We start from the raw sequence: 13120 nt of genomic DNA on the forward strand, positions 1-13120 counted from the left end.
TAAAACAATAAAAAACTAAAAGAGACTTATCTTTTAGAAAACTGGAACTTACGTCTTGCTTTTCTTTGTCCAGGCTTTTTACGCTCAACCGTTCGAGAATCTCTGGTTAGCATTTTATTTTTTTTAACAATTTTTCTTGTATCTGGTGATGTCACCACTAAAGCTTTTGAAATACCGTGTGTTACAGCTCCTGCCTGACCACTCATTCCACCACCTTTCACTGTAGCTACGATGTCATAAATATCTTTTGATTTTGTAATAGTGAGTGGTTTTTCAATAGCCAGTTGATGAACAGGTCTTTTAAAATACTGTGAAAAAACTTTACCATTAACAAAAATTTTACCAGTTCCTTTTAACATCCATACTCTAGCAACTGCATCTTTTCTTTTACCTGTTGCGTAAATTGCATCTTTTGTGATTTTAATTACTTCCGTGCTCATATTTAATTACTTCTAATATTTTTTTTATTTAATTTTCCAAAATCAATATTTTGTATTTGCTGCGCTTCATGGGGATGTTTCTCCGAAGCATAAATTTTTAATTTAGTTAATTGTTTTTTTGAGAGAGGACCGCCTGGTAACATTCTTTTTACTGCTAATCTTAAAATTTCTTCTGGTTTATTTTTTTCTACAAAATTAACAGGAGTTCTTTCTTTTATTCCTCCTGGCCAACCAGTATGTTTGTAGTATTTTTTATCTGTATATTTGCTTCCAGTAAATTTAATCTTTTCAACATTTGTAACCACAACAAAATCTCCATTATCCATATTTGGCGTAAAGGTAGCTTTGTTTTTTCCTCTTAGAATTTTTGAAATTTCTGCAGCAAGTCTTCCTACAACTACATTAGTTGCATCAATGTGAAACCATTTGTTTTCTAATTCGCTTTTTTTAATAAAATCAGTCATGTTGAAGGCTGCTAATTACTGTTTATAAACCGAAGTGTCAATTAAGTTTTGGTTATGATTAGTATAAAAAAGCCCATAAATAGCAGAAGAAATCAGTAAAATTGATCCCATTTGATGGAAGCTTGCTAGATAAATATTTAAACCACTAATAAGGGTTAATATTCCAAGAATTACCTGTAACGCCAATGCCACAAAAATATATTTAAACGCTAATTTTAAATTAGTTTTTTTGAAATGAGCAAAATAAATTACAATAGAATAAAAAATTATAAAATATGCTAAAAATCTATGTGCCAACTGAACATAAGAAGGATTATTTAATACTGTAGCTGTTAAAATTTTTGTCAATATAATATCATCAGCAATAAAGTTTTCGTTCATTAGGGGCCACGTTTGGTAAAGTAACCCTGCATTCAAACCGGATGTAAAAGCTCCCCAAATTATTTGTAATAAGATTAGCAAAATCAAAATAATCATTAAAATTGTCGATTTATTTAATTTAATTTTTAAATTTAATTTTTGATTATTAAGTAATGCCCAAAAAATCATACCATAAATTATAATTGCAAGAGACAAATGTGCAGCCAACCTAAAATGACTAACATCTGTTTCGGAAACAAGTCCACTCTTAACCATATACCAACCCATAAAACCTTGGGTTAAAAACAAAGCTAAAACAAAAAATAAAAATGTAGATTTATTTCCATGTATTTGTTTTTTAAAAACAAAATACAGTAAAGGAATACAAAATGTTAAAACAAGAATTCTAGCTAATATACGATGTATATACTCCCACCAAAAAATTACTTTAAATTCATCAATTGACATGCCAAAGTTAATTTTTTGATACTCTGGAATTTTTTTATATAATTCAAAGTATTCAATCCATTTGTGATTTGTTAAAGGTGGTAGAATTCCACTAAAAACTTCCCATTCAGTAATAGATAACCCAGAACCGGTTAATCTTGTTAAACCACCGACCCAAATTAAAGCAACAAGCAAAATACTTGTCGTAAATAACCAAATAAATGTCTTATCGTAATTTTGTTGTATTTTTAGCATTTATTTATGTATATTTTTCTTGATGAAAAAAAAAACGATCAAATTGTCACCTGAAAAAAAATTAAAAAAAGTTAGAGAAAATATAGATAAATTAGATTTTCAAATACTAAAGCTATTATCAAAAAGACGTAAGCAAGTTTTACAAGTTATCAAATACAAGCCAAAAAATAAAATTGTTGATCCCAAAAGAATTGCAAGCATGATAAAAGTTAGAATAACAAAGGGTAAAAAACTGAATATTGAAAGTTTTATTATTAAAAAGATTTGGCTAACAATGATTAACTCTTTTATTCAGCTAGAAAGAAAGAAATATAAATAATATTTATTATTTACTATGTGGTGGCAGTTTTTTTTCCACAAACCATTCGTGTTTACGAGTAGCAGGATTATATTTTTTCATTTTTAGTTTTTCTTTTGCTTTTTCACCTGCGGTTGGTTTTTTAGCATAATAATAATATTTACTATCTGGCTTTTCTTCTGGAACCAGTCTAACTTTTAATGAACTTTTTTTAGCCATTTAAATATTTTTTTAACTCTTTAATTTTATTTTTTAAATTTATTAATTTGTCTGTGCTTATAGTATCATCAGAATAAGTGTCAACTGGGATATTTTTATTAAGAAGGGCTTTCTTTGAACCTTTTATTGTATAACCTTCCTCTTTAAGAAGTTTTTTAATTTTTTTAACATAATCAATGTTCTTTTCTGAATAATATCTTCTACCTTTGTAAATTAAAGAAGGCTTAATTTCTTTAAAATGTTTTTCCCAAAATCTTAATACATGTGTTTTTTTTTTACCTGTTTCAGGGTCTATTAAACCTACAATTTCACACACTTCTCCAATAGTTTTAAATGCACCTTTTGATTTCATTATTTATTAATTTTTTTCGATAAAAATTTAGACGGTTTGAATGTTACAACTCTACGAGAGGAAATTTCTTTCTCCTCTTTTGTTTTTGGATTTCTTCCTATGCGAGCTTTTTTATCTTTAACATCAAAAGAACCAAATAATGAAACTTTTACTTTATTACCTTCTTCGAAATTTTTAAGGATACTTTCAAAAACTAGATCAACAAATTTGATGCATTCATTTTTAGAAATTCCTAATTCTTTGTGTGTTAAATCGTAAAGATCTTGTCGAGTGACATTATTTGACATTATTACTAATAAAATTGTTTTTAATTTTATTAACAAGATTACCATTTAAAATTCTAAATGACAAATCAAGAGAATTGTAAAAAGCGTATGCATCGGCGCCACCATGACTTTTAATAACTGGAGCATTTAAACCTAAAAAAATAGCCCCATTGTATCTTCTGGGATCTAATTTTTTTTTAATTTCTTTAAATGCAAAGTAACTAAAAATATATCCAACTTTTGAAAAAAATGATTTTGAAAATGATTGTTTTATTTCTGTTGTTATAAAGTTTGCAGTTCCTTCTGCTGTTTTTAATGCAACATTACCAGTAAAACCGTCTGTTACTATAACATGAACTTCTCCATTTTTAATCTCGTTACCTTCTACGTAGCCCCTGTAATTAAAATTTAAATTTTTATTCTTTTCTAATTCAATGTGTGCATTTTTAATTTGCTCATTTCCTTTAATTTCTTCTGAACCTATATTTAGTAAACCAGCAACAACATCATCTTTGTTGCAAATAGCTTTATATAATTCGGAACCCATAACAGAAAACTCAACAAGATTTTTATCTGAGCATTCTACATTTGCTCCTAAATCTAAAACAATGCTATAGTTTTTGAAATTTGGCCAAATACCTGCAAGTGCTGGTTTATCTAAACCTTCAATCATTTTTAATATCAACTTGGATATTACTAACAATGCACCGGTATTTCCTGAAGATACTACAATATCGCTTTCTCCGTTTTTAACCGATTCAATTGACATCCACATACTTGTTTTTTTTCCAAGCTTAATAGCATCTCTTACAGAAACATTACCCGGCACTTTATCTGGCGCATGAATAATATTTGAATTATTTTTATTAATATTTTTATATTTGTTAATTATTTTTTTAATATCGGATTCATTTCCATATAAATTAAAATTAACGTTATGTTTTTTGTTTTCTTTAAAAAAAAGATCAACTCCAGCTAAAACTTTTTCTGGTGCATTGTCCCCTCCCATTGCATCAACTGCAATGTTAAATTTTTTTGACATTCTAGATTAGTTTTTGGGCTTAAAAATCTGTTTACCGTTATACATGCCAGTAGTTTTATCTACATGGTGAGAAAGGCGAAATTCTCCGCTTTTTTTATCTTCAACAATATTTTTAAAGTCAACTGCAAGATGAGATCTTCTCTTTCCTCTTCTAGCAACTGATAGTTTTCTTTTAGGTACTGCCATAATAATTTTCAGGGGTTAATTATCATTATATGTAACATTATCAATAGCAAAATACTTATTCAAAATCTCGATAAAATCTTCCATTTGTTCAATTTTAGAAAAGTATTTTGATAGTATTTGACGCTTATAATCCATCGCTTGATCTGGATAATTTTTAAAATCTACTAGAATTGAATAAAATTTTGTCACTATAATTTTCATTTTTTTATTTACAGACATGTCTCCATAACCAAGCTCTCTTAAATCTATCTCAATCCTATTAAAGATATAATCAAAGAATTTTTGATAATTCTCATCATTTTTGGACACTTTGTTAAAAATTTTAGACAAAAAAATTAAAAATACCAATACTTTATGATTTAAATCATCAGGAAGATGATTTTTAAATATATCGGGATTTCTAGAATCTATTAAAGTTTTGCTATATAGGTTTTCTATGTCCATTTTAAAAAAATTATCTATCCTTTTTTTTACATTATTTTTTGCATCTTGCACATTAAACAAAATAGATAATGTGCACGGTGTATCTAACTTAAAAAATAAGACAAAACTAATCAAAATAAATGAGACTAATAAAAATGATATATTGAAGATTATGGGACCTGCTCCAATTAAAAATAAGGAAGATAAAAGATGGTCATATTTTGAAGTAAGGGAAACCAAAACCAAATACGGCAAAAGAGATATTTATTTAAATGATTATGTCGAAATTTTTTTTAATAACTATGGTATAGCGAAAAAAATAGACTTTTATGATTTAGAAAAAATGAAAAATATTAAATTCACTGAAGAAAAAACCAAGACATTGGCAGTAAAAGACACATTCTCCAGAAACCTCTTAAACTCTACGCGTAAGAGGATGGAGAATGCTCGAAAAAAATTTAAAAAATAATTAGCTATCTAATGTGCTATAATTGCTAGAAGCAATAAAGCAACAATATTAGTAATTTTTATCATTGGGTTCACTGCAGGACCAGCTGTGTCTTTATATGGATCACCAACAGTATCACCAGTTACCGCAGCTTTGTGAGCTTCAGAACCTTTGCCTCCAAATTTACCATCTTCGATATATTTTTTAGCATTGTCCCACGCTCCACCACCTGCTGTCATAGAAATTGCAACAAATAATCCTGTTACAATTACACCTAATAACATTGCCCCTAAAGCTGACAATGCAGATGATTGATCCGCTATACCCAATACTATTAGATAGACAGCTATTGGCGATAACACAGGTAAAAGAGAAGGAATAATCATCTCTTTAATCGCAGCTTGAGTTAATAAATCAACAGCCCTAGCATAGTCAGGTTTTTGTTTTCTTTTCATGATGCCAGGCATTTTTTTAAACTGTCGTCTAACTTCATTTACAACAGCACCTCCTGCTCTACCAACTGCTTGCATCCCCATTGAACCAAAAAGATATGGTAACAAACCACCAATTAACAATCCAACAACAACATAAGGGTTTGATAAATCAAAACTTACTTTGATACCGCTTAATGCTGAATCTGTTTGAGCAGAAAAGTATTTAATATCTTCTGTATAAGCAGCAAATAAAACTAATGCACCTAAACCAGCTGAACCAATTGCATAACCTTTTGTTACAGCTTTTGTAGTATTTCCTACAGCATCTAAAGCATCAGTAGTTTTTCTAACACTTGATGGTAATTTAGACATTTCAGCAATACCTCCAGCATTATCAGTTACAGGTCCATATGCATCTAGCGCAACAACCATTCCTGTTAATGCAAGCATACTGGTAACTGCAATTGCAATTCCAAATAAACCAGCTAGCGAATAGGTAGTTATGATTCCAACAACAATAATTAATGCTGGTAACGCTGTAGCTTCCATTGAGATAGCTAAACCTTGAATTACGTTTGTACCATGACCAGTTGTCGAAGATTGAGCAACTGATTTTACTGGTCTGTAGTCAGTTCCAGTATAGTATTCTGTAACCCAAATTATTAAACCGGTAATAATTAACCCAATTACAGCGCAATAGAATAAATCAATACCTTGGAAAGATAAGTTTCCAACATTTAGAGTTTTTTCTAGCCCAATAATATTGTCAGTTACTGGATACATGGCTATCAAAGATAAAACAGCTGTAGCAACGAAACCTTTATATAAAGCTCCCATTACATTTTTACTTTTTCCCAATCTAACAAAAAAAGTACCAATGATAGATGTTAAGATACAAATTCCACCGATAGCTAAAGGATAAACCATCATGCTAGAATTTCCTGTAAAGAAAATTGATGCTAGAACCATTGTGGCAACAATAGTAACAGCATATGTTTCAAATAAATCTGCGGCCATTCCTGCGCAATCACCAACGTTATCACCTACGTTGTCAGCTATAACAGCTGGGTTTCTTGGGTCATCCTCTGGAATTCCAGCTTCAACTTTTCCTACTAAATCTGCTCCTACATCGGCACCTTTAGTAAAAATACCACCACCTAATCTTGCAAAAATTGATATTAGTGAAGCTCCGAACCCAAGAGCGACTAATGCATCAATAATTTCTCTTTCAGATGAATTTATAGAAACTAATAATTTATAATAAACTGTAATAGCTAATAACGCTAAACCAGCAACTAACATTCCAGTTACTGCTCCAGATTTAAAAGCAATATCTAAACCTTTTGCCAAACCACTTCTACTAGCTTCAGCTGTTCTAACATTGGCTCTTACAGAAATAATCATTCCAACATAACCTGCAACACCAGACAAGGCTGCACCAATTAGATAACCTAAAGCTACCAATGGACTAAATAGTATCGCAACAAGAACTAGTACAGCGGCTCCTACGATTGCAATTGTCTTGTATTGTCTGTTTAAATACGCCTGTGCACCTTCTTGAATAGCACCTGCAATTTCTTGCATAGTATTGTTTCCTGCACTAGCATTTAAAATTTGTTGACTGGCGATCCAACCATAAGCGACGGCTGCGATACCACATAGAACAACATAGTCTAAAATAATTGTTTCTGTTGGGTTCATTTATTATTTCCTTTATATATCCTTGTTAAAAACAGGCTAATTGCCAAAAATTGCAATATAAATCAACTTAATTAGATGAATTTAACGATTTTGCCACGCTATCTAGAACGCCATTTACAAGCCTTTTTTGGTCATTCCCATAAAATTGGGCTGTTACATCCAAATATTGATTAATAACAACTTTAAATGGAATTTTCTCACAAAACTTTAGCTCATAAATTGAAGTTTTCAGTATGATATTTAATAAACTATCTAAATTTTTTTGCTTAATTTCAGAAGAAAGAGATCTGCTTAAAATTTCATTAAGTTGTTCTTCTTGTTCAAAATATCCTTTAAATACTTTTTTTATATGCCTGATGTAAGGATCTTTTCCAAAATCAATAACTCCATCTGGATTTTTTGTTCTCTCATAGATTTTTTGAACTAGTTTAGTTCGCGTTCCGGACTTCATTACTTTAAATTTTTTAAAACTGAAATAAGTGCATTCGCTGCCTCAATACCCTTATTTTTTTTTCCAGAAGATCTTATTTTTGCCTGTGCTTGGTTATTACAAGTTAAAACACCATTCGATACAGGTAAATTATATTTCAAAGACAATTTCATAATCGAATCTGTTATTGCTTTAGATATAAAGTCAAAATGAGGAGTTTTGCCTTTTATTACACACCCCAATGCAATTGCAGAATTATATTTTTTTGTTTTAATTTTTATATTAATTAATTGTGGTATCTCATAGGATCCGTCAACAAGATAAGCATCATAATTAATTTTATTTTTTTTTAAAATCGATATGCAACCTTTTAAAAGATTTTTGCTTATAGATTTGTAATAATCAGAATATACGACTAGGCATTTTTTCATTTAAAAATCTCTTGTTTTTTAATCTTAATACCAAATCCATCTAATCCAACTATTCTTTTTTTTGATTTGGTTACTAATATTATATCATTTAAACCTAATTTTTTTATTATTTGAGCACCAACGCCATAATTTCTTATAAAATTAGCTTCAAATTCTCTTTTATTGCCAGAAAAATTAATGAAGTTTTTATCCTCTTTCATTACTGAACTTTGAATGACAATTAATGAAAAGTTATTTGATTTATTTAAATAACCAAGAGAATTCTTTACATCTTTATTATTAAAAATATTTTGTGATAATTTATCTTTTATTGATAAAACTCTAACTTTGCAGTTTGCTTTATTGGTAATTTTTGAAAAGACTAGATGTTTATTTTTATCTATTGAGTTTTGAAAAATTTGTTTATCTAAAATATTTTTTTTAAATTTAAATGTTTTTTTAGATTTTAATTTTAAAAAATTTTCTTTTTTAAAACGATATTCTATTAAATCTTCAATCTTAGATATTTTTAATTTATGTTTTTTTGCAAATTTAAACAGTTGGTCTCTTTTGGCCATTGTGCCATCTTCATTCATAATTTCACAAATAACGGCAGAAGGATTTTTTTTAGTTAATTTAGCAATATCAACTGATGCTTCTGTATGACCAGCTCTAATCAAAACACCACCATCTCTTGAAACAAGAGGAAAAATATGACCCGGTGTAACAATATCTTTTTTTGAAGAATTTTTTTTAATTGCAGTTAGAATTGTCTTTGATCTATCGTAAGCAGATATACCGGTTGTAACACCCCTTCTTGCCTCGATACTGACTGTGAATGCAGTACTAAAACGCGAAAAATTTGAACTTGGCATTAATTTTAAACCAAGTTTAGATGATTGCTTCTTGTCTAATGCCAAACATATCAAACCTCTCCCATACTTTGCCATAAAGTTAATTTTTTTTGGCGAACATTTTTCTCCTAAAAATACAAGGTCTCCTTCATTTTCTCTTCTTTCATCATCAACCAAAATAAAAATCTCACCTCTTTTTGCTGCTTTGAGTAATTGATCTATTGGTGTGAATTTATTTAACATTTTGTTTTAAAAATTTAATTAATAAGTCATACTCGATATTCACTGTACTATTTTTTTTTAATTTATTTAAATTTGTTTTGTTAAATGTATGAGGGATAATATCTACTCTAAACATATTATTTTTTATATTATTAATTGTTAATGAAATACCATTCACAGAAACAGAACCTTTTGTAATTAAAAATTTTTTAAATTTAGATTTAATTTGTATCCAAATTTGCCAGGAGTTTTTTATTTTTATAAAAGATTTAATTTTCCCAATATCATCAACGTGTCCTTGAACAAAATGACCAGCAATTTCATCACCAAATTTTAATGATTTTTCAATATTAAAGAAATCACCTACCTTACTGTTAATAAGGTTAGTAATTTTTAAGGTTTCTGGAGAAATATCAAAGTATAAATCGTTATTTCTTTTTTTTTTACTAAATTTTACTAAAGTTAAACAAACTCCATTAATTGAGATTGAAGTGCCAATATCTTTTTTTTTTACCGGTAATTTACAACTAAATATATAAGAAAAATTATTTTTATTCTTTGATATTTTTTTTAAATTTACAGTACCCTCAATAATTCCAGTGAACATATTTTGATTTGTAATTCAAAATCAAATCTTGTTCTAGGTTTAATACTTGATTTAAAGGTAATTTATTATTTTTTATAATTTTTTTTATGCTTAACAGGCCATTTTTATTAAAATTAAGCTTATTTTTCACGTGATACAATTCATTAATACATTTGCTTTTTAAGAAGTTACTTAGTGTGTTAGCGCCACCTTCGATAAGAAGTTTTTTATATCCAAGTCGATAGACAACTTTAAGTAAATCGTTAATCGGTTGATTTAGATCAAAATATATTAGTTTAAAAAATTTACTTACTTTTTTAATTTTTATTTTATTTTTTTCAGAATGAAAAACATAAGCACCTTTTAAATTATTATTTAAAAAGACTTTTTTGTTAAAAATAAGATTTTTATTTATTATAAAAATCGCAATTTTTTTTTCGATACCATTTAATCTGCAATTTAAACTTGGATTGTCGTGATTAATTGTATTTTTTCCAACCAGTATCGAGTCAGATTGATATCTTAATAAATGAGCAAACTTTAGAGCAGATGTACTTGTGAATAATCTTTTGAATTTATGCTTACTATAAAAGTCATTACTAGATGCTATTTTTACCACTACATAGGGTTTTTGATTTAAATTACAATAATTGTGAAGAATAGAAGGTTTTGAAGGCTGCTTAGTATACTTTAAAGAAATATTTTTTTTTTTTAATAATCTATTTGTTTTTCCTTTTACCCTTTCATCTAAATCTATAGATGATGAAAAAATTTTTTTTACTTTTTTTTTAATTATTAAGTTAGAGCAAGAAGGGTTTTTGCCTATATGGCAGCAAGGTTCTAAAGAGGTATAAAGTTCATTTATAAAATTTATTTTTTTGTTTTTTAATAAAGCAAATTCTGCATGAGGCGATCCTTTCTTTCCTGTAACAGCTGAATGTATATGATTATTTTTATCAATACCTACAGCGCCAACGCATGGATTTGGAAATGTTTCGAATTGATTAATTTCTGAGAGTTTATTAGCTAAATTAATTAAATATTTATTTGGTAAATTATTTTTTAACTTGGGCATTAATATTGTCAACAAATTGCTCAAAATCTTTAGCTTCTTTAAAATCAGTATAGACAGATGCAAACCTTACATACCCTACGTGATCTAATTCTCTTAATCCATCCATCACAAATTTTCCTATCGTTGAAGACATGATTTCGTTTTGTCCAAGATCTTCTAAATTACGATAAATTTTAGATACAAATTTTTCAATTGTGTCATTATCGATGGGTCTTTTTCTTAAAGCTGTCATGACAGATTTAGTAAGTTTTTCTCTGTCGAAAGGTGATTTTCTACCGTTTTTTTTTATAACAGTTAGCTCTCTAAATTGAACTCTTTCAAAAGTTGTGAATCTTTGCTTACCGCAACCACACAATCTCCTTCTACGTATTGCTGTCCCGTCTTCAGTTGATCGAGAATCTATTACTGAGGTATCTTTTTCTTTACAAAATGGACAAAGCATAATTTAGTAAATTGGGAACTTCTTACAAAGCTCAATTACTTTTTTTCTAACAGATAATTCTGCTTTTGAATTATCATCTTTGTTATCTTTTAAGCCTTTTAAAACTTCATCAACTAACTCGGCAACTTGTTTAAATTCAGCCAATCCAAATCCTCTAGTGGTACATGCTGGTGTACCAAGTCTAATACCAGAAGTGACCCAAGGTTTCGCTTCATCATAAGGTATACCATTTTTGTTACATGTTAGGTTTGCATTAACTAAAGATCTTTCGGCTTCTTTACCTGTCAAACCTAATGGTCTTAGATCGATAAGAACTAAATGTGTATCCGTGCCACCAGAGAAAATTTCATAACCAAGGTTTTTAAGTGTTTCAGATAAAATTTTGGCATTTTCAATTACATTTTTGGAATAAATTTTGAAATCGTCTTGTAAAGCTTCTTTAAAACAAACAGCTTTTGCTGCAATAACATGCATTAAAGGACCGCCCTGCAAACCTGGAAAGACTGCTGAATTGAATTTTTTTGCCAGATCTTCGTCATTTGTTAAAATTATTCCACCTCTTGGACCTCTTAAAACTTTATGAGTTGTAGATGTAACTACATGAGCGTGATCACATGGATTCGGGTATGCTTTACCTGCAACTAATCCAGAAAAATGAGCCATGTCGACTAATAAATATGCTCCTACTTTATCAGCTATCTCTCTAAATTTTTTAAAATTTATAATTCTTGAATATGCGCTACCGCCTGCAATAATTAATTTTGGATTATGCTCAATAGCGAGTTTTTCAACTTGATCATAATCTAATAAACCGGTTTTTTTATCTACGCCATACGCAATAGCGTTAAACCATTTACCTGATTGCGCAGGTGGTGCTCCATGGGTGAGGTGTCCACCTTGGTCAATACCCATGCCTAAAATTGTATCGCCTGGTTTTAAAAGAGCTAAAAAAACTGCTCCATTAGCTTGTGCTCCTGAATGTGGTTGAACATTTGCAAATTTTACATCAAATAATTTTGTGGCTCTTTCAATTGCTAAATTTTCAGATTTATCAACAAATTCGCAACCACCATAATATCTTTTACCTGGATATCCTTCGGCATATTTGTTCGTTAATACAGTTCCTTGCGCTTCAATGACCGCTTTGGAAGCAATGTTCTCTGAGGCTATTAATTCTAAATGATTTCTTTGGCGATTTAACTCCTCATCTATAGATGAGAAAATTTCTGGATCACTATCTTTTAATGACTTTTCAAAAAAATCTATCTCTGTTTTTAATTCTTTAGACATTATTAAATTTCTTTATCCTTCTTAAGTGCCTTCCTTTTAAAAATTTTGTTTTAAAGAAAATTTCCGTTATTTTTAAAGCATTTTTTTTATTTGTCACCCTTGAACCTAGCACCAAAACATTAGCATTGTTATGTTCTCTTGCTAATTTTGCTGTTTTAGAATTAAAGACCAATGATGCTCTGACTTTTCTATAACGATTCGCCATAATTGACATTCCAATACCAGTTCCGCAAACCAGAATTCCAAAATTAATATTGGTTATTTTTTTAGATAGTTTTTTAGCAAAGTCCGGGTAATCAACTGAATCTTTTGAAAATGGACCTAAATCTGTAATTTTAATTTTTTTCTTTAGAATCTGATTAATTAAATAGTTTTTAAGATCATAACCGGCATGATCAGAAGATATAAATATTTTTTTAGTTATAAAAGTTTTAGACAAAGTGATTAATATTTATATTAATCACTTTGTCTAAAAC

The 13120-nt window shown here is 29.0% G+C and carries 20 protein-coding genes; 2 read left to right on the top strand and 18 right to left on the bottom strand.

Annotation, left to right across the window (positions count from 1 at the left end; genetic code table 11):
- Positions 1-26: 26 nt before the first annotated feature.
- The 3 genes from rpsI to ACTTAT_RS06080 are packed head-to-tail and all read right to left on the bottom strand — an operon-like array spanning position 27 to position 1966.
- Positions 27-440 carry a 30S ribosomal protein S9 gene (rpsI, locus tag ACTTAT_RS06070; RefSeq protein ID WP_440680142.1) on the bottom strand — a complete coding sequence of 138 codons (414 nt, stop codon included), beginning with the start codon at positions 438-440 and terminating at the stop codon, positions 27-29.
- Positions 441-442: 2 nt separating this feature from the next.
- Positions 443-904 (bottom strand): 50S ribosomal protein L13, encoded by a 462-nt coding sequence (rplM, locus tag ACTTAT_RS06075; protein ID WP_440680144.1) that lies wholly within the window; start codon positions 902-904, stop codon positions 443-445.
- Between the two features lie 15 nt (positions 905-919).
- Positions 920-1966 carry a COX15/CtaA family protein gene (locus ACTTAT_RS06080; protein WP_440680146.1) on the bottom strand — a complete coding sequence of 349 codons (1047 nt, stop codon included), beginning with the start codon at positions 1964-1966 and terminating at the stop codon, positions 920-922.
- A gap of 22 nt (positions 1967-1988) precedes the next feature.
- Here ACTTAT_RS06080 and ACTTAT_RS06085 point away from each other — a divergent pair, with 22 nt between their 5' ends.
- Complete coding sequence (locus tag ACTTAT_RS06085; RefSeq protein ID WP_440680148.1) at positions 1989-2285, top strand: chorismate mutase; 297 nt, start codon at positions 1989-1991, stop codon at positions 2283-2285.
- Positions 2286-2291: 6 nt separating this feature from the next.
- Here ACTTAT_RS06085 and rpmG read toward each other — a convergent pair whose 3' ends face one another.
- From rpmG to ACTTAT_RS06115, 6 genes are read right to left on the bottom strand one after another with little or no spacing between them, the layout of a single operon-like run.
- Entirely contained in the window at positions 2292-2483 is a 192-nt protein-coding gene (gene rpmG, locus ACTTAT_RS06090) for a 50S ribosomal protein L33 (RefSeq protein WP_009360193.1), read from the bottom strand.
- Complete coding sequence (locus ACTTAT_RS06095; RefSeq protein WP_440680150.1) at positions 2476-2835, bottom strand: MerR family transcriptional regulator; 360 nt, start codon at positions 2833-2835, stop codon at positions 2476-2478. The genes rpmG and ACTTAT_RS06095 overlap by 8 nt, the downstream gene beginning before the upstream one ends.
- Positions 2835-3122 carry an integration host factor subunit alpha gene (locus tag ACTTAT_RS06100; RefSeq protein ID WP_440680152.1) on the bottom strand — a complete coding sequence of 96 codons (288 nt, stop codon included), beginning with the start codon at positions 3120-3122 and terminating at the stop codon, positions 2835-2837. Before ACTTAT_RS06100 ends, ACTTAT_RS06095 begins: the two co-directional genes overlap by 1 nt.
- Positions 3112-4143: a phosphate acyltransferase PlsX gene (plsX, locus tag ACTTAT_RS06105; RefSeq protein WP_440680153.1), complete on the bottom strand. Its 1032-nt coding sequence runs from the start codon at positions 4141-4143 to the stop codon at positions 3112-3114. Before plsX ends, ACTTAT_RS06100 begins: the two co-directional genes overlap by 11 nt.
- 6 nt (positions 4144-4149) lie before the next feature.
- Positions 4150-4329 (bottom strand): 50S ribosomal protein L32, encoded by a 180-nt coding sequence (gene rpmF, locus ACTTAT_RS06110; protein WP_440680154.1) that lies wholly within the window; start codon positions 4327-4329, stop codon positions 4150-4152.
- 15 nt (positions 4330-4344) lie between these two features.
- Positions 4345-4773 carry a ubiquinol-cytochrome C chaperone family protein gene (locus ACTTAT_RS06115; RefSeq protein ID WP_440680155.1) on the bottom strand — a complete coding sequence of 143 codons (429 nt, stop codon included), beginning with the start codon at positions 4771-4773 and terminating at the stop codon, positions 4345-4347.
- On the opposite strand from ACTTAT_RS06115, the gene ACTTAT_RS06120 reads away from it, so the two are divergent.
- Entirely contained in the window at positions 4766-5221 is a 456-nt protein-coding gene (locus tag ACTTAT_RS06120; RefSeq protein ID WP_440680156.1) for a hypothetical protein, read from the top strand. The two genes, ACTTAT_RS06115 and ACTTAT_RS06120, sit on opposite strands and share 8 nt — an antisense overlap.
- An 8-nt stretch (positions 5222-5229) precedes the next feature.
- On the opposite strand, the gene ACTTAT_RS06125 is transcribed toward ACTTAT_RS06120, so the two are convergent.
- The 9 genes from ACTTAT_RS06125 to rpiB all read right to left on the bottom strand — a co-directional run bounded on the left by ACTTAT_RS06125 (position 5230) and on the right by rpiB (position 13083).
- Positions 5230-7335: a sodium-translocating pyrophosphatase gene (locus ACTTAT_RS06125; RefSeq protein WP_440680157.1), complete on the bottom strand. Its 2106-nt coding sequence runs from the start codon at positions 7333-7335 to the stop codon at positions 5230-5232.
- 67 nt (positions 7336-7402) lie between these two features.
- Positions 7403-7786 carry a transcription antitermination protein NusB gene (locus tag ACTTAT_RS06130; protein ID WP_440680158.1) on the bottom strand — a complete coding sequence of 128 codons (384 nt, stop codon included), beginning with the start codon at positions 7784-7786 and terminating at the stop codon, positions 7403-7405.
- A complete protein-coding gene (gene ribH / locus ACTTAT_RS06135) occupies positions 7786-8196 on the bottom strand; it encodes a 6,7-dimethyl-8-ribityllumazine synthase (protein ID WP_440680159.1) in 411 nt (136 codons plus the stop codon). Before ribH ends, ACTTAT_RS06130 begins: the two co-directional genes overlap by 1 nt.
- Positions 8193-9272, bottom strand: a complete 1080-nt coding sequence (ribB, locus tag ACTTAT_RS06140; RefSeq protein ID WP_440680160.1) for a 3,4-dihydroxy-2-butanone-4-phosphate synthase — start codon at positions 9270-9272, stop codon at positions 8193-8195. The genes ribH and ribB overlap by 4 nt, the downstream gene beginning before the upstream one ends.
- On the bottom strand, positions 9262-9858 hold the full coding sequence (locus ACTTAT_RS06145) for a riboflavin synthase (protein WP_440680161.1): 597 nt from the start codon (positions 9856-9858) through the stop codon (positions 9262-9264). The genes ribB and ACTTAT_RS06145 overlap by 11 nt, the downstream gene beginning before the upstream one ends.
- Positions 9839-10912: a bifunctional diaminohydroxyphosphoribosylaminopyrimidine deaminase/5-amino-6-(5-phosphoribosylamino)uracil reductase RibD gene (ribD, locus tag ACTTAT_RS06150; RefSeq protein WP_440680162.1), complete on the bottom strand. Its 1074-nt coding sequence runs from the start codon at positions 10910-10912 to the stop codon at positions 9839-9841. Before ribD ends, ACTTAT_RS06145 begins: the two co-directional genes overlap by 20 nt.
- Positions 10893-11354, bottom strand: a complete 462-nt coding sequence (gene nrdR / locus ACTTAT_RS06155) for a transcriptional regulator NrdR (RefSeq protein ID WP_440680163.1) — start codon at positions 11352-11354, stop codon at positions 10893-10895. Before nrdR ends, ribD begins: the two co-directional genes overlap by 20 nt.
- Before the next feature lie 3 nt (positions 11355-11357).
- The gene (gene glyA, locus ACTTAT_RS06160; protein ID WP_440680164.1) at positions 11358-12644 is read right to left on the bottom strand and encodes a serine hydroxymethyltransferase; all 1287 of its coding nucleotides are present in this window, start codon (positions 12642-12644) and stop codon (positions 11358-11360) included.
- Positions 12637-13083, bottom strand: a complete 447-nt coding sequence (gene rpiB / locus ACTTAT_RS06165) for a ribose 5-phosphate isomerase B (protein ID WP_440680165.1) — start codon at positions 13081-13083, stop codon at positions 12637-12639. Before rpiB ends, glyA begins: the two co-directional genes overlap by 8 nt.
- Positions 13084-13120: the final 37 nt, after the last annotated feature.

Source organism: Candidatus Pelagibacter sp. HIMB1517, assembly GCF_052047895.1.
Lineage (GTDB): Bacteria > Pseudomonadota > Alphaproteobacteria > Pelagibacterales > Pelagibacteraceae > HIMB114.

Excerpts from the sequence above, each read along its gene's own strand:
- rpsI (WP_440680142.1), bottom strand. The coding sequence starts at position 440 with ATGAGCACGGAAGTAATTAAAATCACAAAAGATGCAATTTACGCAACA.
- rplM (WP_440680144.1), bottom strand. The coding sequence starts at position 904 with ATGACTGATTTTATTAAAAAAAGCGAATTAGAAAACAAATGGTTTCAC.
- ACTTAT_RS06080 (WP_440680146.1), bottom strand. The coding sequence starts at position 1,966 with ATGCTAAAAATACAACAAAATTACGATAAGACATTTATTTGGTTATTT.
- ACTTAT_RS06085 (WP_440680148.1), top strand. The coding sequence starts at position 1,989 with ATGAAAAAAAAAACGATCAAATTGTCACCTGAAAAAAAATTAAAAAAA.
- rpmG (WP_009360193.1), bottom strand. The coding sequence starts at position 2,483 with ATGGCTAAAAAAAGTTCATTAAAAGTTAGACTGGTTCCAGAAGAAAAG.
- ACTTAT_RS06095 (WP_440680150.1), bottom strand. The coding sequence starts at position 2,835 with ATGAAATCAAAAGGTGCATTTAAAACTATTGGAGAAGTGTGTGAAATT.
- ACTTAT_RS06100 (WP_440680152.1), bottom strand. The coding sequence starts at position 3,122 with ATGTCAAATAATGTCACTCGACAAGATCTTTACGATTTAACACACAAA.
- plsX (WP_440680153.1), bottom strand. The coding sequence starts at position 4,143 with ATGTCAAAAAAATTTAACATTGCAGTTGATGCAATGGGAGGGGACAAT.
- rpmF (WP_440680154.1), bottom strand. The coding sequence starts at position 4,329 with ATGGCAGTACCTAAAAGAAAACTATCAGTTGCTAGAAGAGGAAAGAGA.
- ACTTAT_RS06120 (WP_440680156.1), top strand. The coding sequence starts at position 4,766 with ATGTCCATTTTAAAAAAATTATCTATCCTTTTTTTTACATTATTTTTT.
- ACTTAT_RS06115 (WP_440680155.1), bottom strand. The coding sequence starts at position 4,773 with ATGGACATAGAAAACCTATATAGCAAAACTTTAATAGATTCTAGAAAT.
- ACTTAT_RS06125 (WP_440680157.1), bottom strand. The coding sequence starts at position 7,335 with ATGAACCCAACAGAAACAATTATTTTAGACTATGTTGTTCTATGTGGT.
- ACTTAT_RS06130 (WP_440680158.1), bottom strand. The coding sequence starts at position 7,786 with ATGAAGTCCGGAACGCGAACTAAACTAGTTCAAAAAATCTATGAGAGA.
- ribH (WP_440680159.1), bottom strand. The coding sequence starts at position 8,196 with ATGAAAAAATGCCTAGTCGTATATTCTGATTATTACAAATCTATAAGC.
- ribB (WP_440680160.1), bottom strand. The coding sequence starts at position 9,272 with ATGTTAAATAAATTCACACCAATAGATCAATTACTCAAAGCAGCAAAA.
- ACTTAT_RS06145 (WP_440680161.1), bottom strand. The coding sequence starts at position 9,858 with ATGTTCACTGGAATTATTGAGGGTACTGTAAATTTAAAAAAAATATCA.
- ribD (WP_440680162.1), bottom strand. The coding sequence starts at position 10,912 with ATGCCCAAGTTAAAAAATAATTTACCAAATAAATATTTAATTAATTTA.
- nrdR (WP_440680163.1), bottom strand. The coding sequence starts at position 11,354 with ATGCTTTGTCCATTTTGTAAAGAAAAAGATACCTCAGTAATAGATTCT.
- glyA (WP_440680164.1), bottom strand. The coding sequence starts at position 12,644 with ATGTCTAAAGAATTAAAAACAGAGATAGATTTTTTTGAAAAGTCATTA.